Annotated in this window: 16 protein-coding genes and 1 pseudogene; 3 read left to right on the top strand and 14 right to left on the bottom strand. The window is 34.0% G+C overall.

Annotation, left to right across the window (positions count from 1 at the left end; genetic code table 11):
• Nucleotides 1-10: 10 nt before the first annotated feature.
• The 8 genes and pseudogenes from AN964_RS03315 to AN964_RS25310 form a co-directional block, all read right to left on the bottom strand.
• Nucleotides 11-1,387, bottom strand: coding sequence for a M1 family metallopeptidase (locus tag AN964_RS03315; protein WP_083489205.1), 1,377 nt, complete (start codon nucleotides 1,385-1,387; stop codon nucleotides 11-13).
• Nucleotides 1,388-1,552: 165 nt separating this feature from the next.
• Nucleotides 1,553-3,040 (bottom strand): ABC transporter ATP-binding protein, encoded by a 1,488-nt coding sequence (locus tag AN964_RS03310; protein WP_235950795.1) that lies wholly within the window; start codon nucleotides 3,038-3,040, stop codon nucleotides 1,553-1,555.
• Between the two features lie 371 nt (nucleotides 3,041-3,411).
• Nucleotides 3,412-3,585, bottom strand: a complete 174-nt coding sequence (locus tag AN964_RS26235; RefSeq protein ID WP_161809201.1) for a hypothetical protein — start codon at nucleotides 3,583-3,585, stop codon at nucleotides 3,412-3,414.
• Nucleotides 3,586-3,966: 381 nt separating this feature from the next.
• On the bottom strand, nucleotides 3,967-4,506 hold the full coding sequence (locus AN964_RS03305; protein WP_055738351.1) for a TlpA family protein disulfide reductase: 540 nt from the start codon (nucleotides 4,504-4,506) through the stop codon (nucleotides 3,967-3,969).
• On the bottom strand, nucleotides 4,503-5,039 hold the full coding sequence (locus AN964_RS27450) for a MauE/DoxX family redox-associated membrane protein (RefSeq protein WP_367591152.1): 537 nt from the start codon (nucleotides 5,037-5,039) through the stop codon (nucleotides 4,503-4,505). Before AN964_RS27450 ends, AN964_RS03305 begins: the two co-directional genes overlap by 4 nt.
• Before the next feature lie 1,536 nt (nucleotides 5,040-6,575).
• Entirely contained in the window at nucleotides 6,576-7,004 is a 429-nt protein-coding gene (locus tag AN964_RS03295) for a DUF8837 domain-containing protein (protein ID WP_055738349.1), read from the bottom strand.
• A 17-nt stretch (nucleotides 7,005-7,021) separates the two neighbouring features.
• On the bottom strand, nucleotides 7,022-7,372 hold the full coding sequence (locus tag AN964_RS26975) for a hypothetical protein (RefSeq protein WP_235950794.1): 351 nt from the start codon (nucleotides 7,370-7,372) through the stop codon (nucleotides 7,022-7,024).
• Nucleotides 7,373-8,986: 1,614 nt separating this feature from the next.
• A pseudogene (locus AN964_RS25310) lies at nucleotides 8,987-9,428 on the bottom strand (class I SAM-dependent methyltransferase); the annotation flags it as partial.
• Nucleotides 9,429-9,535: 107 nt separating this feature from the next.
• Between AN964_RS25310 and AN964_RS03275 the strand changes: the two are divergent.
• Entirely contained in the window at nucleotides 9,536-9,805 is a 270-nt protein-coding gene (locus AN964_RS03275; RefSeq protein WP_055738345.1) for an excalibur calcium-binding domain-containing protein, read from the top strand.
• A gap of 599 nt (nucleotides 9,806-10,404) precedes the next feature.
• Here the strand turns inward: AN964_RS03275 and ltrA are convergent.
• Both ltrA and AN964_RS03265 read right to left on the bottom strand, forming a co-directional pair.
• Entirely contained in the window at nucleotides 10,405-11,664 is a 1,260-nt protein-coding gene (gene ltrA, locus AN964_RS03270) for a group II intron reverse transcriptase/maturase (RefSeq protein ID WP_055737770.1), read from the bottom strand.
• Between the two features lie 662 nt (nucleotides 11,665-12,326).
• A complete protein-coding gene (locus tag AN964_RS03265) occupies nucleotides 12,327-12,965 on the bottom strand; it encodes an NAD(P)-dependent oxidoreductase (protein WP_055738344.1) in 639 nt (212 codons plus the stop codon).
• A 156-nt stretch (nucleotides 12,966-13,121) separates the two neighbouring features.
• Here AN964_RS03265 and AN964_RS03260 point away from each other — a divergent pair, with 156 nt between their 5' ends.
• Nucleotides 13,122-13,559, top strand: a complete 438-nt coding sequence (locus AN964_RS03260; protein WP_055738343.1) for an Rrf2 family transcriptional regulator — start codon at nucleotides 13,122-13,124, stop codon at nucleotides 13,557-13,559.
• Nucleotides 13,560-13,594: 35 nt separating this feature from the next.
• On the opposite strand, the gene AN964_RS03255 is transcribed toward AN964_RS03260, so the two are convergent.
• Nucleotides 13,595-14,086, bottom strand: a complete 492-nt coding sequence (locus AN964_RS03255; protein WP_235950632.1) for a GNAT family N-acetyltransferase — start codon at nucleotides 14,084-14,086, stop codon at nucleotides 13,595-13,597.
• Between the two features lie 134 nt (nucleotides 14,087-14,220).
• On the opposite strand from AN964_RS03255, the gene AN964_RS03250 reads away from it, so the two are divergent.
• On the top strand, nucleotides 14,221-15,177 hold the full coding sequence (locus tag AN964_RS03250) for a DMT family transporter (RefSeq protein ID WP_055738341.1): 957 nt from the start codon (nucleotides 14,221-14,223) through the stop codon (nucleotides 15,175-15,177).
• Nucleotides 15,178-15,255: 78 nt separating this feature from the next.
• On the opposite strand, the gene AN964_RS03245 is transcribed toward AN964_RS03250, so the two are convergent.
• The 3 genes from AN964_RS03245 to AN964_RS03235 form a co-directional block, all read right to left on the bottom strand.
• Nucleotides 15,256-16,431, bottom strand: coding sequence for an MFS transporter (locus AN964_RS03245; RefSeq protein ID WP_055738340.1), 1,176 nt, complete (start codon nucleotides 16,429-16,431; stop codon nucleotides 15,256-15,258).
• A gap of 258 nt (nucleotides 16,432-16,689) precedes the next feature.
• Nucleotides 16,690-17,568, bottom strand: a complete 879-nt coding sequence (locus AN964_RS03240) for a phosphotransferase (protein WP_055741117.1) — start codon at nucleotides 17,566-17,568, stop codon at nucleotides 16,690-16,692.
• Nucleotides 17,569-17,603: 35 nt separating this feature from the next.
• Nucleotides 17,604-18,089: a hypothetical protein gene (locus AN964_RS03235; RefSeq protein WP_055738339.1), complete on the bottom strand. Its 486-nt coding sequence runs from the start codon at nucleotides 18,087-18,089 to the stop codon at nucleotides 17,604-17,606.
• Nucleotides 18,090-18,127 lie beyond the last annotated feature (38 nt).

The following is an 18,127-nucleotide window of genomic DNA, read 5'->3' as shown; positions in this document are numbered from 1 at the left end:
AAATAATTTTTTAGTTTAATTTTAACCAACCTTCAAAATCAGAATTATCTTTAAGATTAAAATAGGCTTTGGTAAACCTTACAAATTCTTGTGTATTTAATTCCTTAAATTTATATAACTGATAATAGGTTTTTAAAAATTCTTTAGCTTTATTGATTCCTCCTCTTTTTTCAAACAGTTTCCACAACATATTCATTGATTCCCCATATATATACGAACTTTGATTATTTCTATACTTATCAATTGGTAAATTGACTACTAGTTCTTTGGATGGCCTTTTTATTAAATTATAGGGTACCTTTTCTTTTGTAGAAGAAAAGTAATATAGTGATTCAGCGAAATTTGCAAATCCTTCATCTAACCATGCATCATTAAAAGAATCGTTACTAATAATTGCATAAAACCATTGGTGAGCTATTTCATGTACAACCATATTTTTAAGTGCTTCGGAACTTACCTGTTGACTATTATATATTGAACCGGCTGTTATTATTCCGGGATACTCCATTCCCATTTCTCCCAATACAATATCCAACTGTTTAAAAGGATACGGACCAATATTTTGTTGAAAAAAATTTAAAGCATCTAGAGCTACATCGCTTATTTCTTTATATAATTCAATATCATTTTCCATTCCGAATACTCTAATAGAAACATTGTTTTCCTTTTTTAATACGAATTTAGGATTTTTAAGAATTGATATAAAAACCTCTTTAACGTTATTAATCTCAAATGAACCTCTATTTTCACTTGGATATTCATCATTTTGACTTGTAGATGTAATAGTAAATTCTTTAGGGATATCATATGTAATCTTAAAATCACTAAATCCAGTATGATAGGATTCTCCCCTAAGTTGATATTTTTCTTTATTCCACTTATGGTTTCTGTAAGTAGCTAGCATAGGATAAAACTGAGCCAAGAAGTAATTATTACCACTCTTTGTCAGTCTTAAACCTTTTTCAGGAAGAGTGAAATCGTAAGAAAAATGTACCACAGTTTCTTTTTTTGGTTGAATATTTGATGACAAAGGTAATTTGAGCGTATCTTTATCTAATTTGAAACTAACATTTTTCTCGTTAATTTCGACCTTCTTAAAATTTATTGTGGATGGATATTCTAGTTGTGGAGCATTTTTTTTAGTAGACATATTCGGAATAAAATAAAACACCAGTTCATTCCATGCATCTGCAGAAGTGTTTTTAATTTTGATCGTAGATTCTATATGGAAGACACCATTGGTATTCATTGTAAGATTAATTCTATATTTACTTTCGTTTCCCTGTTTTATAAAACTTGGTTTAAAACCAAGCATAGAATCAATTTTAGATGATTCTAACCTCTTAACATTATGAACTTTGAAAATAGTATAAGAAAAACCAATCATAAAGATAACAAAGCAAACTAATAAAATCAGCTTATTCTTTATCTTTTTCCCCTCCTTATTTTTTACTAATATATAATAAAAATTGGAGGTTTATTCGTTTTAAGCTAAATCAAGTCCCAATAAAAATTTTCATAGAATAAACCTATATTTGACTGATATAATAATTTACTGATACCAAGATGCTTGGGACTCATACATATTATAATATTCACCTTTCTTTTTCATTAAATATTCATGAGAACCTTCTTCAACAATTTCACCCTGCTTCATAACAATAATTCGATCTGCCATTCTTGCAGATGCCATTCTATGAGAAATAAATATAGCTGTTTTTTCTTTAACAATTTCCATAAATTGATTAAAAATTGACAATTCACTTTTGGGATCTAATGAAGCTGTAGGCTCATCCAAAATAATAATATTGGAGTTTTTAAATAAAGCCCTAGATAACGCTATCTTTTGCCACTCACCACCTGAAATATCTATACTATTAGGAAGAATCTTGCCTAAGTTTGTATCATATCCTTTTGGTAACTTTTCGACTAACTTATCGACACCACTTATTAATCCAACGTTTTTTATTTTTTCTTCATTAGTTATATTGTCCAAATCACTAAAAGCTATATTTTCCTTTACACTGTAAGCAAATTTAACAAAATCTTGAAATATTGCAGTCATGTTTTTTCTTAAATCATCATCTTTTATTTCTCGAATTTCTTTCTCAGAAAAAAATATTTTTCCCTGTGTAGGTTGGTATAGGCCTACTAATATTTTTATAAGAGTACTTTTCCCAGATCCGTTATCGCCAACAATTGCAACTTTTTCCTTAGGTTTAATAACGAAAGAAATATTATTTAATGTATAAGTATCGCTGAGTGGATATTTATAATATAAATTTTCCACTGATATACCTTTGGAGAAAATAGATCTACTGTTATCTAAGCTCAATTGAATTTTTTCGTTTATAGTACCTTTATTATCGATTTCATAATCTATAAATTCAAAAAAATCTTTAATATATAAACTACTCTCTAATATCAATGCCACTAAAAATGAAATGCGATTTACGGAGAATTGTAATTCTTTCAAAGATTGTATAGTAGTAACAAAGTTACCTACGCTTAATTTTTTTATTTTTATTACATACACAATTAGAACTAATGCTAATGCATATAATAAACCAGAGAATGCATCGATTCCGACACTTAGTCTATTTTGCTTATTTAAAATTCTAATGTACTTTTTGTTATTAGTTAAAACAATTTCCTTCCACCTTTGTAACAATTTATCTCTTAACTTAAAAAGTCTTATTTCTTTTGTACTTTGTTTACTTCCAAATAAACCAATTATATAATTTGCTTCTCTTAATTTACCCGATTGATCTTTATGAAAAGCAAATTTCTTGTTTCCGTACTTATATTGAATAACTAAAGTAGGTATTGCAACAACAACACCCAAAAATATCAAAGACCAATGAATGAAATATAAAAAACTAATATAAGATACTATACTGATAATATTTTGTACCGCTTCAACAAGATTTTTAACTGGCCTTAAAAATCTACTCCCATAATTATTTAATATTCGATACTGGTGATTATAAAAAGACGGAATTTCATAATAATAGTAAGGTACACTTATTAGTTTATTCATTATAATCTCACCTAAATAATAATCTAACATCTGCTCCATTTTCGTATCGAAAACGTTAAAATAATTGCTGAGACTTGACTTAACTATAATAATAAAAAACTGAAAAACAATTAGTTTTACAATAATGATAAGGTTATCATTATTTCCAGTAATGTACATAGTTACCTTGTTAATAAGAATTTGTAGTATCCACAATTCTATTAATGGAATAAATCCATTGGCAATCCGAAAAAAGATTGTAAAAAAAAGCCATGACTTTTTTATTTTGTAGATCATTTTAAAAGACCTAAACAAATACAAAATCATAATATCACCTATTTTTATAGCTAGGATATATATAAGACCAGGTAAAACACCTGGTCTTATATATTTTAATTAAAATATCCACAGCCACAATGGGTCGCAATAAGTTTTCCACCAAATATTTTTGGTTCATAGCAAAATTCCATGTCTCTCTCTCTACCAGGTCCACACGGATCATTTGCACAATATACTGTATCACAATCGGCCCCCATAGGTTTTACTTCGTTTTCATGGTTGTCCATAAATTCCACCTCCTTTCATAGTTTATATGAAAATAGGTTAAACTTTTTGATAGAGGAATTAACAAGTATAAATTGGCATTTCACATGTTATGGTCTAAGATTAGAAACATAACCCTCTAGTTATAACCTAATTACTAACTTTAATAGTAAAGGAAAGAAGATTTTACACTATTTCCCATACTTATAGTATAATTTTTTTTAATACATAAGATGTTTTGGAATAAGTCGTATATAAGAGAAAAAGAAATGAAGTTTAATCAGTGTTGTATTAAAAGGCAATATAATAGTTAACAGGTCTTTTTTAATCATTTCCACCTATCAATTTCATAAATTTAAGTTATTAAAGTCTATTTACATTGCTTTCTACAATTTAATTAAATATCAAGATACCTTTTTAATAGTCAGAAAAGAGATTAGCAAGTCAAAATCCTTCTTATGGTTCACAATGCCTTTTTCAATAACCTTCTTCTCTTTTGAAAGAAGATAACTGAAAGGGAACCCTGTTATTCCTAAATTATGTAACTGATCGTTTTGTATTAATGAAACTTTAAAGTTTCTTAAGTTATAAAGATTAATAGTTTCTTGTGTTTGATCTTTATTTGCTAACATTAATAGATGAAAATCGATATTATTATATTCTTGTCTAAGTTGTTCTAAATATGGATAAACTCTTTTACAGGCTGCACATCCGTATGAGGTAGCTATTAATATAGTTCCATCGCAATTTGAATTTGTATTGACGTCCTTTTCATTTATGTACTCTAGATTATTTAAAGGATATAAAGTTCCTTTTCTAAGTCCGTCCTGATTCTTAAGAAGTTGTCTGCTACTTTTCAAGATATTGTTATATATATAAAGGATCATACAAGCTACTAAAATTACCAAAAAAGATAAACTGTATAAAAAAATTAATGTACTCATATATTTCTCGTCCTATTCATTAAAATTAATCTGCCAAAAGCATTAAATAAGAAGTAAAACAACATCAAATTAATACTAGAAAGTACAAAGTTAATTGTGATCGTATCTGAAATTTCGGTAATTCCAATATAATTCTGGCTAAAGGTTAGACTAAAGAAAAGAATTAATAAAAAGAATATTCGATAGTAGGTGGATTTACCTAAATTATCTTCCATCAAATTGCCGAAGCAATTACATTTTATTTTCAAACTTTTTATTTGACTGTATATAGTTGTTCCTAAGAAGGCAAATATTAATAAAATCAAAATTATCATACCTATTGAAACAGTCGATTTAAAAACAATGAATACAGATACAGAAAACTCTAACAAAAATGTGGAAATTGCACAAAATAAAGAGAAAGTCTTATTAAATCCTAATGACTGAAACACATTAATGAACTGACTTAAAGTAAAAAGTTTTGATACAGAAGAAAACAAAAAAATTATACTCGTAAATATTTGTATAAAGTAGAATATTTCCAATGTAATCACCTTCTAAAAATTAACAATATTTATAGTACACTGTCATTATAAACTATTAATTCCATTTAGTAAACAATTAATTTTGAATATTATAAAAATATTAAACTATTTTAAATATTCCATATATCATACATCTTCGCTGGTGTGAGGTTTCGCGGGAATACACCTTTGATATAAAGAAAGTAACTAGTTTGGAATTACTTTGTTATTTATCCATAATTATGCCAGATGGTTCCTTAGCAATTGGTTGTGGGGGTAGTACCAGCGAAGCTGACATCACCCGCAATACGGAAATGTCAAAGGTTATATTACGTTATTCAAGTTAAATACTACCAATACACATACCCCCATTCTGTAGGATGGGGGTAAAATAAAGTTGTTAAATTAAGGATTATTTAGCAATAAAGTCATTTAAAAATCTAAGTTTTATACAACAATTGCGTCAGTTAACTGAAAAGGCGTTGCTTTCATATTTCTAAACTAATAACGATGTCTCATCATTCCATTGAACCGGGGTAAGAGTCCCGTTCTTAAAATCGCTTTTTATTATGCTATAACCTATGGAATCCAAGTATTCGTTGGATTCGTCTTCCCAACATCCTCTATAGTGGGCTTCCTTCAGATAACCGCATGAACGAAAAACCTTCCTCATTGCTATGTTATCCTGTCTAGTTTGCCGCCTTTCAATACGGATGATTTCTGGATATGTATTAAATACATGGACAGTAAGTCAACGAACTGCTTGTTTGCCAATTCCAGTTCCCCTGCTTGATGTCTTGACTCGTAAGTCAAACATAGCGGACTGTCCAACTAGTCATTAATTCTAATGAGTCCAACATTTTCACTCGATTGTGGGTCACGTATCCAGAAAGTACGACATTCGTCGCTATGATAATTCCCATTATCAATGGCAAAGGAGATTTCGTCTCTTATCTTATAGGCGTGGTATTTACATAGAAGTCCCATCTGTCGGATGTCAACCAGTCAATGAGTTTTGTTTTTTCTTCTTGCATAAAGGGGTACCACCAGAATTTTGACATATAACCCACGCTAAGACATTTTTTGGAAGATAAAACCCTGACATTTCTACTCTAAGTGAATTTCAACTTAAAAAAATCGATTTCCGTACTCTTAAGAATCGACTTATTTAGATTAGATTCTTAAACTAAAACTGCATATTGTTAAGTAGTAGCATCAGGATAATGTGGGCACTGGCACTATCCTAACGCGAATTACCTTTTTGAAACATCTACTACACCAATGTCTGGATTCATTCAAACTCAACTAATAATTTGTCGGTATCCCTATATCCTCTATGCGGTATCACTGCTTCGCTAATTATACCTTAATCTAAGTTCTGAACAGTTCTTAAATATGTTTCACAAGTAAGGGGTTAAATTCCCGTTTCACCCAGGTTACTGACACTGATATAGTAAAAACACACAAAAAAGGTCAACCATAAATTTTTACGGCAGACCTTATAATATAAGAATTCGATTTTAATATTTTTAGGAAAGTCACATTGTTGCAACATGATGATCTATCTTAAAATGTAGCAGAATATGAAACATTTTTTTCTGTACCAAATTGATCGGCCCAATAACGATTCGTCGAGTTATCTGTTCCATAATAAACATCAAACCAATCACCAGCTAAACCTGCACCGGTATCAGTAACACTATAAGTAGAAACATATTTGGTACCACTAGCTGTAGGTAAACGAAGCGCAATATCACAGTTAATATCAGTTCCAAACGGAATAACAGGTTTATTTGAACTGTCTTTATGCACTGCAATAGTTTTATATTGTACATTATAAAATCCATAAGTAGCTCCATGTCCAGAAGTTAAACCTACATAAGCAGTAACAACTGGAGCAGTATAAGAATGCTTGGTGGCAGCAAATGATTCTGAACCGAAGTTAGATACAGTAAAAATTAATAATGCTATAATAAAAAATGTAATCTTTTTCAATTTTGATATTCCTCCCTTTATTTCGAAAGAAGTAATTTGCCATTAGTAGCATTAAAATAAACAGATACCATTTTCTTGTATTCACTATTCCAACCGATCACTAACATTAAGGTGATATTTGTTTCTGGATCCTTGGTTAGCATAAAATTATAACCTTTTGCCCAATCTTTACCTGGGTGAATACCTCCTTTTTCTAGTGCCTTTTTGAGTAATTGCGGCGAATCATATTTTACATCTGATAATCTTATCAATTCCTGTTTTGGAAAAGGATCTGTATTTTTTACAGTAAAATCATTCGTTTGATCAACTTTTCCCTCATGGATTGTTACTAAAAATGTCTTGTTAGTATCTGGTACTACAAATTTCACATTCCAATATTTCCTTTTTCCATTGCTCCCAATTGACTTTCCAGGCTTATCTAAGTCTATATTTATTGCTTGATATAATTGTGCATTCTTATTCCATTTCAACGCGGATGGATATGCAAGTTTAACTGCTTCTAATATTGATAGTTCAGTTTTAGTTTTTTCGGCTTTAGAAGCTGAGGTTTGTGGGATAAGATTATCTTTAAATAGTAGTACACTAACCAGTAATATCGGAATAAATACGAGTATAGTAACTATTAATTTTTTTTTTTCATCTAACCACCTCCGTAATGTATTGTTTTAAATAAAAAACCTTCTACATTTTCTTTCCCCCTATAAAACTGCCGTTATCTTTACACAATACTCCTTTCCCTTATATTTCCTTTCATAGAATTATTATTCTATTAGTGTAAATAAATGTCCTTTTAAGAACATTGTCTATTTTTGTCTATAATTGAAATTATATATATATAAGTTAATAAAACATCGCTGTAATAGTTACGGTCTATTTAACTGTAACAAAAACGACCGTTTATGGTACTAATAAATATTCTAAAAAAAATAACATATTTCTTTTTATTTTAGAACCAAAACTCATTCCCAAAATCAAAGTAAAATTTGATTCGCATCAATTACCTATAAATTCTCTAAGACCATTAAATAAATATTAGACATAACACATAAAGCCAAATGCCTTAACGTACATGTATTTGGCTATTTCTATGTAGATTTTGCTTAGCGTACAAAATTTCCGATTATCTAACGTGCTATTCATAGTATACAAAGTAAAGAAAACGGTCCTAAATGTTACATTGTAGACAATATCTTAACTCTGTAAACAACGTATTCAGCGTAGAAATGTCTTTACAATGAGAAGGCATCAGATAACCTTGTTAGGTAAACCGATCATTTTTCAAGTGTCGGGCAAAAAGGATAGAATCAGATGACTCGAAGCTCATTGTCAAGACGAATACGTTGTTTACATTACAACAATGAATAAACCATTGATAGACAAAGGTTTACTATTTACGAGTTAAGATAACCGTATTTTGTTGGTGGGACCCCTATTATCAAAGGTTGTTCTATAGAGGATATTGCGGAGATATTTAGTTAGTCTGGAGGTAATGTCAAATCGGTGCTTTTCAGAGTAATTCCTTTTGAAGATACAATAGATAATATTAAGTTGTGGATAAGTTTATTGAAAGAGACTGAATTTCCCTAGAGTGGGGAAATTGGACCCTTTTGATATCGCATTTTCCTTAGCGTATGTTTTTTGCTGGTAGGACCCCTACATACTCATTCAGCATTTCAGCTAAACTTCCCGTTAGCGCACATACAATTTTTAACGGCCTATACCTAATTCACCATATATTACCTAAACGTAGTTATTAAACTTCGAGATTTGGTGGCTTTGAACCGGGTGCATGAGTCCACTAACCCTAACCATTTAATATGTTTGAAAAATTAATGTACAAAAATATTCGTTAACATCTGTTATTTATGTACAGTTAAACAATTATGTACAGACAATAAATAAGTTAAAAACGTATGTTATATAAGCATATGGATATTTTTTTTAATAATGTACATGAACATTTGTGGAGATACCTTTAATTCATGGAAAATTCCATTTTCATCGAAGAACTCAAGTAAATTCACTTTAAATCCCGCACTCACAAAAAGTTCCGTTAATGTTTGATAATGATAGACCATTTTATGGCTTGCAGCCGGGTGATTTTTTTGGCCAGGACCGCCAACCTTTACAATAGCTTGGTAGGCCTCATCTGAAAAAAAAACCATCCGGAACCGCACAACGTATATAGCCGTTCGGTTTTAAATACCGATAACAAATTCGGACTGCTTCCTGTCCTTCCTGGTAGGAAAGATGTTCCCAAACATGTTCTGCCAAAATCGCGTGGATAGTTCCCTCTTTAAAACGTTTTTCCCATGTACGTTCGTCCAGGAGGTTAAGTTCATTTTCCTGTGTATGTATCCAGCCTGGGTTATTGTTAAATTCCCCTGCACCTACTACCACTTTTATCTCATCCAACGCCAATATCCCCACCTCACTAAAAATAATTTCTATTTTTCTATAAAATATCCTTTTTTATATTGAAAACTGCTCCAAAATCGAGTTATGATTTGAGTAAAAAAGAGGGATACTTCATGAAAAAACTTCTTGCCATTTTCCTTTCTATTGGGCTCATTCTTTCCTTTTCTGTTATAGAATCAAAGGAAGCATCTGCAAAAACCACCGTCAAAAAATATGCAAATTGTAAGGCATTGAATAAAGATTACAAAGGCGGAGTTGCCCGTTCCGCTTCCGTGAAAAACAAGGGTGGAAAAACGCGCTATAAGCCATTTGTATCAAAGGCACTTTATGATGCTAATGCCAATAAGGATCGAGATCATGATTTTATTGCATGTGAACGATAAAGAACAAATGTGCAAGATCGGCCGATAGTTACTTGCTCTAAAAACTGTAAAAAAAGACCTTTCCAACGAAAGTAAGTAGTTCCGATTACAAAGAACAAATAACATAAGATTTCGTAGCATTGAATAACCATGTAATTAGCACACAAAAGCTTGGGATTTTTCCCAAGCTTTTGTCTTTAATATGTAAGGAAGTTCATTAGACGCTAAAGGGAGTTTGATAAATAAGCGGAGAAATTTCTCTTAATGACGAAATAACACAGAAAATCCCTTAAATAAACGGAAGAATTCCGACTATTATTTCAAAAAACGTAAAAATGAGTAATTTTGCTTTGCTTAATCGGAGAACCTCCGCTTATATCCCCCGAACCGATCTCTATTCCGCTGTATAACCGGAAAATATCCGCTTATTTTGATTATCTTTGGTTGCTCAAAAAGGACAATTAACATGTTGACAACAACAAATGTCAAAATATTTTTTAGACTGCGTTTTTCCTTGCTACATAATCGTTGATATATAGGAGGAAATCGAGTAGGAGGAGGTGACTAACCCCCGACCTCTCACACCACCGTACGTACGGTTCCGTATACGGCGGTTCCATTTATGTCTGACGTAGTTGAGAATATCTCACATAAAGACTCTTCAGCCCTCGCATCTCCCAATAGGAGTTTGTGAGGGTTTTCTGTAGGATTGGGCTTCTGGCTATTCTCCAATATTTCTTTCTAGAGTTTCCCCATTCGTATGCCTTCTCTTTTGGAATCCCTAATCCAATGAGTTTTCTTACTTTGGTTTTTGGTTTCTTCCATTCTTTCCATTGGCACATTCTGAGACGCCTTCTAATCCATTCGTCTAATTCTTTGAAAATAGTGGGTGTATCTGCTAATGCATAATATCCGCACCAGCCAATCAAATATTGATTCAGCTTCTCTATTCTATAATCCATTGGAATTGGTTTTGACCTTGAAGTTAATTCTCGTATCCGTTTCTTGACACGTTGAATACTTTGGTTTGACATCCGCACCTTCGGTTTCTTATGAAATGTGAAGCTAAAACCTAAAAACTTTCTTTTCCAAGGTCTGTCTACAGCTGACTTTTCTCGATTCACCTTTAGTTTTAGAGTAAATTCAATGAAAGTAGTAATCGAGTCCATTACTCGCTCTCCGGCTCTTCTCGATTTTACGTAGATATTACAATCATCTGCGTATCGGACAAACTTGTGCCCTCTCTTTTCTAACTCTTTGTCTAGTTCATCTAGAACGATATTGGAGAGTAAAGGACTTAATGGTCCACCTTGGGGCGTACCCTCCTCGGATTTCGTTATGACTCCATTAATCATAATGCCAGACTGTAGATACTTCCGAATTAGTGATAGGAGCGTTCTGTCTTGAATCCTTTTGGATAGAGTCCGCATTAATCTATCATGATTGACTTTATCAAAGAATTTCTCCAAGTCCATGTCGACTACCCATCGGTATCCCTCTTCGATATATTTCTTCGCTTGTCTAACACCGTCATGACCTCGTTTGTTTGGTCGAAAACCATAGCTCTGTGTTGAAAAAGTCGGGTCGAAGATAGGGGTTAAAATCTGAGTAATCGCCTGTTGGATGAAACGGTCTGTCACGGTTGGGATACCTAATAACCTTACTCCACCGTTCGGTTTTGGGATTTCAACCCGACGGACAGGAGAAGGTTGATAAGTACCCTCCATTAAGGATGTTTTAAGTGTATCCCACGTTTCGAGAATATGTCTTCGTAGGTCTTTTACGGACATATTGTCTACTCCATGACTTCCTTTGTTCTTTTCTACTCGCTTTAATGCCAGTAAAAGATTTTCCCGTGACAGCATTCGTTCCATTAACATTGAGATTTATCCTTTCTACGTGAACAATACATTCTCATTAAGTGGGTTCTTTACTAAGCCCTCCCGAAGTCCCCCATGGAATTCACCATTTCTTCCTTTCAGGTAGGTTCCGTAAGAATTTTCTGCTTTCATACATAAAGAACCGTTTGCCGAGTGTTTGTTCTCCTAAAATGGTTCAGTCCTTCCTTGATTCTCTCGAGCAAACCAAGTACTACGACTTCTTCTGACTTCTGATTGTTCAGCTATCCATTACTAGATAGGTTACCAAGTGTACTTGGCGTATCAACCAGACCTCCCCGGGTAAGAGTGCAATCTTTCCTTCCATCTATCTGCTTCATTTACTTTGTATCACCTTCGGCAGAAAGGACTTTGTTTTGTATTGCAAACTCATCCAATGATACCTAGCCTTGTATGAAGTTCGTGTTCCTCAGACCGGAAGTTTGCCGCTCGCTTCCTTCAGATTCCGCGTCACCACGGACACCCTTGCGTTAAGCTAACTGCTACTTCTGCCTTCACAGTTCGGGACTTTCACCCTAGAGACTACACCCATGCCGGGCGCACAATAAGAGACCAAATCATATGCGATTTGGTCTGCTAATTAGCATACTATTTGGTATGTTTCTCCACCGAAACGAAACCACTCTACAACGAAAGGTCTTTTTTTATTCTGCTTCTCCAACAACCGTAAATCTCTCATTCACATGAGCAGGACTTTCAATCTCATCTACCATTGCGATTGCATAATCTGGATAACTAATATAGCTTTCTCCTTTAGAATTAACTAAGAGCTGATCTTTTCCTTTTTGATATGAACCTGTTCGTTTTCCTTGAGGGTCAAAGAAAGCAGATGGGCTAATATAAGTCCAGTTGATACCACTTGATTGTAGGTCTTCAAGGTTTTTAGCCATGTTAGAGGCAGTTGGGAAATAAGCTGCCGGAAAATCAGGTGTTTCTAATACGCGTACGGTTTTGCTTTCATCCGTAAACAAGCTTCCTGCCCCACCAACTACGAGCAGTCTCGTTTGCGGAAGATTTTTCAATGCATCAATTAACACTTTTCCCGCTTCAATATGTTTTTCTTCTTGTCCAGGTGCTGCATTAAATGCATTTACTACTACGTCGAATTCTTTTAGATCTTCGGATTTTAAATCAAAAATATCCTTTTCTAAAACTTTAATGTCTTGATTTTGAATTTTTGCTGCATTTCGAACAATTGCAGTAACCTCATGTCCTCTTTCCACAGCTTCTTTTAAAATAAGGCTTCCTGCTTTACCAGTTGCACCGATAATTCCAATTTTCATTATGAACACTCCTTTTAAGTTGTAACTAAAATGATTACATGTAATAATATAAGTTACAGGTTAAGCTTTGTCAATCCATTTTTGATTGTTGTAACTAATTTTGTTACATTTGATATGGTATAATAACAAATAATCGATATAAACGAAGGTGAAATCATGTCTATAAGCAGCCGTTTTGCTGTCGGAATTCATATATTATCGCTACTGGAAATAAACAAGAACACGGTAAATTCCTCAGAATTTATCGCTAGTAGTGTAAACACGAATCCAGTTGTTATTCGTAAAATTATGGGAATGTTAAAAAACGCAGGACTCGTCAAGGTTCGACCCGGAGTGGCAGGGGCAGAGCTTGCAAAGAAACTTTCAGAGATCACTTTATTGGATGTCTATAGAGCGGTAGATGTCGTACCTGAGAAGGAATTATTCGGCATGCATGAACATCCGAACCCAGATTGTTTAGTCGGCAGAAACATTCAAAGTGCCATTGTCCCGATTTTTACTACCGCGCAATCCGCTTTGGAAAAAGCACTAGTGAATATTACGATAGAGGATGTAGTGAAGGATATTTTAGAAAAAGAAAATGCAAAGCAATAAAGACATTCCTTCTGCAGAATGTCTTTATTGCTTCACTATAATTCTTTTTTCATCACCCATGACCCGCCATCATCTGCACCAATTTTGATAAATCCATTCATTTCATACATGTTTAACGCTGGTACATTCTGAGGATTAACGCTGAGGGAAAGTGCTTTATATCCACTCGACTTTGCAAGCTGGAACATTTCCCTCATCAATTTTTTACCTATGCCCTTTCCCCGTGCTTCAGGTATCAGAGCAATCCCTAACTCAGGCGTCTCCTCATCAATAAACCCATAACCGCCGTCCTCCTTACTAAAAAGACGAATCCAAATTGCTCCAAGTGGTTGATTGCTTTCGTTCACGGAAATTAGAGCACGGTCGGTATCACGCCCCCAATCTTTAAGATATTTTTCAATTGCAGGTTCCTTTAATATATCTCTACTTAGGGCTGGCTTCCCTTCTTCTACATACATGGATTCATATAACATGTCCCATAGAAAATCCATGTCTTGTTTTTCAAAATTTCTAATATACTTTTCCATTTCACCCATCCTTTCCATAATAATTAGAGCTTCCATATTTCATTGTGAAATTCCTCTTTTTATGGCATGTTTCTATTCTATATGCAATAATTTGATTATTATGAAATTAGTCCAATATGTAGGGGGAATGAAACATGCATCCTAAATTGCCGCTGTTCCTAGTTGGGGCGGGTGCTTTTTTATGGGGAATCATCGGGATCTTTGTTACCAATCTATATGCCATTGGATTTACGCCATTACAGGTTGTTGCCATACGGGCACTGTTCGCATCCATTTCCCTAGTTTTGTACATAGTGGTGAAAGATCGAAACCTTTTAAAAATCAACATTTCGGACAGTAAGTATTTTATAGGTACAGGAATTATCAGCTTTGTTCTGTTTAATTGGTGCTTGTTCCGCGCCATGGAAGTAACCTCCATCTCCATTTCTGTCATTCTGCTATATACTGCACCTGCCTTTGTAGCCATTTTTTCAAGAATTCTTTTTAAGGAATGGTTTACAACACGCAAGGTGATCGCATTAATTGCTACCTTTATCGGCTGCGCCTTTGTCATTGGTGTACTGCCATCTTTTCATGGATCGATTTCTTTTCATGGCCTATTATTCGGTCTTGGCTCTGGTCTTTTCTATGCCCTGTACAGCATATTCGGAAAATACGCTTTGCGAAAATATAACACGATAACCGTCACGGTATATACGTTTATTTTTGCTGCAATTGCCGTCACACCATTTAGTGGATTATGGTCTGCAGCCTCTTTATTTTCAAGCTTAAATGCATGGTTGAATATTATCGGCCTCGGCCTTTTTTCCACATTATTAGCCTTTTTGCTATATACAAAAGGTTTAACCAAAATAGAATCAAGCCGAGCTTCTATTATGGCTACGATCGAACCAGTCGTAGCATCGATTATGAGCTTTCTTGTGTTCAGTGAAACCTTGCATTTGTGGCAGTATATTGGAATTTTAATGGTGATTGCAGCAGTTGTGTTTGTTCAGGAGTCTGGGAGAAAAGAAATCGTACATAAAAAAGAGTCCTCACTAGGCAATAATGAAGCGAGGAATAACAGTATAACTAGATTTAAACAAAATTAAGGTCTGATTCTCCTATTTTGATATTTAGACCGATTTAGGCACTTAGTCCTAAACAAAATCGAACAGACTGGATGTAATTTAAACAGGTACCTGCACCCTTTTCATATTCCCCCATGTTAAAAAGCTCATTAAAATGAGAACAACAAAAGCTAGCAATATATTTTGAATGCCAATATGGCTAATTAGCGTACCTGTTAACAGTGCAGATGATATTTTTACAAAGGAGGCTAGAATCGTTCTTAATCCTATGACTCTGCCAATATATTCTTTTGTTGTGTTTAATTGAATAAGCGTTTGGACAATTGTTAGGTGTGACATCGTGAACAGTCCTAAGATGAAGATGCATATCACCGCTACTATTCTAAAATCATTCAAATATAATAGGAATGCAGATATCATCATGCCCACCATCGTCACCACTATCACTTTTTGTTTCAGTTTTTTGAGAAAAAACGTAACGATAAGCCCGGCGGCAATTCCCCCGATAGAAAACGCCATTTCAAAAGAAGAATACAACCCGCTGCCGCCATGAAACTGATTGGCAAGAGGGAGCATTAATGTCGTGGTCATTTGGATACTTATACTATTTAATATGGATAGGAATAATAAAAACTTCATTCCAGCCTGATAGTTTATAAAATTCCAGCCCGCAATCAGCTCAGGTATGTAGCGAACTTTTGCAGTCTTCCTTTGTTTTGGACGAACCCTCTTAATAAAAAAGTACAAAATTGCTGCCACTAAAAATGTTAACGAATTAATGAAAAAACTAGTAGAAATTGATAACTTCACTAAAAACATACCGGAAACAGCCATTCCAGCAAGGCCAGCCGCTTCACTTAAGGAAGACGACTTTGAAATGACAAATGGAATATCCTTATCGGCAAATGCCTCTTTTATAAAAGATTGGGATGCTGGTTTGTAAATGGTGTAACAAATGGCAAGGATAAATTGCAGAACGTAAAATAACACTGCCGATTCCACGTGAAAAAAAATCAGCCCTGCCATGACAAATACAAACAGGAAACGAAGGCCATCCGTCACAACCACAATATTTTTGGAGTCACGGTGGTCCACATACACAGAAAGAAACGGCGTCAGAATCATACTAGGCAAATAATAGATAGCAATCATCAACCCAATCGAAGCCGCTTCGCCTGTAAGATGAAAAATATACCACATCAATGCGATTTGCTGAATTCCATCCCCAAAGCCTGTTATTGTAATCCCTAATAAGTATGTGATTTTATTTTTCATAAAAAGGACCTCTAATCGCGCTATTTTCCCTCATTATAAAACGATATTTTCATAAGTAAAATTACAAAAATACTATAATTATTCATAAGTAATCCTTATGAATATACAAATCTACATACTAAAAAATTTCCCCATATTTTTGAAACAAACCAATTACAACTGGCCTCTAATAAGTGAAAGGAGGCAAGGGGAATGGATGAAACCATTATAAAATACCAAACTCCATGATAAAAACCATGGAGTCTTTTTGCAGCAATATTAAAACAGAACCTTATACCCCAACCACTCATCCAAATCAACATCGCCCTGCACCGATAACAATCTATAAAAATACCGATAAGGAAGCCGAACCTTTGACAAATCAGGTATGGACAGAACTTTTTCATATCCTATTTTAAAATCCTTGGCAGATTGCTCATCCAATATGTACTCTAATCCGATAAAATCAAGCTCTCTCGGTGCTACCACATAAGCTTCTGTATCCACTAATCCCGTAATCTCCTTTTCATTTGCTAAAAATTGCGAAGGGTCTATGTCTACTAAAACAAACGTGGAGTATTCCGGATGTGGCAATGAGCTTATGATTTCCGTAACCTTTGGCAACATAACTGTTATTTTTTCATTATCTGAGTGAAACCTGGAAACTAGCTCTGCTGCACATCGGCTTAGGTGTTGATGAAAGTCATCCAAAGATATTCTAACACTTCCAGAAGGATTTCCGGCAAAGTCTTCCCTAAGTTGATGAATTCTTGCCAACCCTTCTCCAAGACTCTCCAGCACCGAAGAAGGCTGATCAATAAAAGATGAAACAACCTGGCCATCTAATTTTTCAACGACAACATACTCTCTTGTCGTTTTACCTTTGTTCATTACTTTCGGCACAGGAATTGAACTAATTTTGCTTAATGTATCATTCACATTTTCCAATGCAAAAACATTTCTTGGGTCTATCCCAAATGTATTTTTACAGCCCCACCAGAAATCATTGTTTGGTTCTTCTTTTAATCTGGATGCACGCACCACAAATTCCTGGCTGAGCGTTTTAACCAGCCAAACATCACTTGCATGGCCCGAGTAGCCAGGGCTTAATTCCTGAATTTCTTTGATGGGATCTTCGAATAAAAACTGTAATTCCAACTGCAAAACCTGCTTTCCTCAAAATGAACCTTCATTTAATTTCGAGCAGGCATTTGATTATTCCTTCTCTTCTCCATACTTTCCTTCACAAATTGAAATCCGTATAATAGCAATGCTCTAAATAAAAGGACAAATACAAGCTGAACACGGCTCATTTTATCTAATGAAGTAATTCTTAAACGTTTCAGTACCCACATCCCAATTGTTGCAAACGCTATATGTAAAAGAAGATTGCTCATCAAATAAGACACAAATTTTCCATAAGTGTTTTTTAAACTCCAAAATGCGGATGCCAAAAAAGGACCGAAGACCAGTGGTGCGCTGCCTTTTAATAGCGGATGAATGGTTGTATAATACTTCCACCAATTGCGCTTCCCAGCAATGATATCTATTATTTTGGATACCATACTTATAAAAATAACTGCAGGAAGAAATCTTTTTATCGCTTTTTCACCTACAAATGGTAATGTAAACCAAGGCAGAATCATGATTAAAAATAAAAGGAACTTCGGTCTCTTCATCTGTGCACCTCCATTTTTAGGATGTGCAATATTCACTT

The organism is Heyndrickxia shackletonii (genome assembly GCF_001420715.1).
GTDB lineage: Bacteria > Bacillota > Bacilli > Bacillales > Bacillaceae_C > Margalitia > Margalitia shackletonii.
The sequence above is the reverse complement of the archived record's forward strand: the minus strand, read 5'-3'. Positions and strand labels throughout refer to the sequence as shown.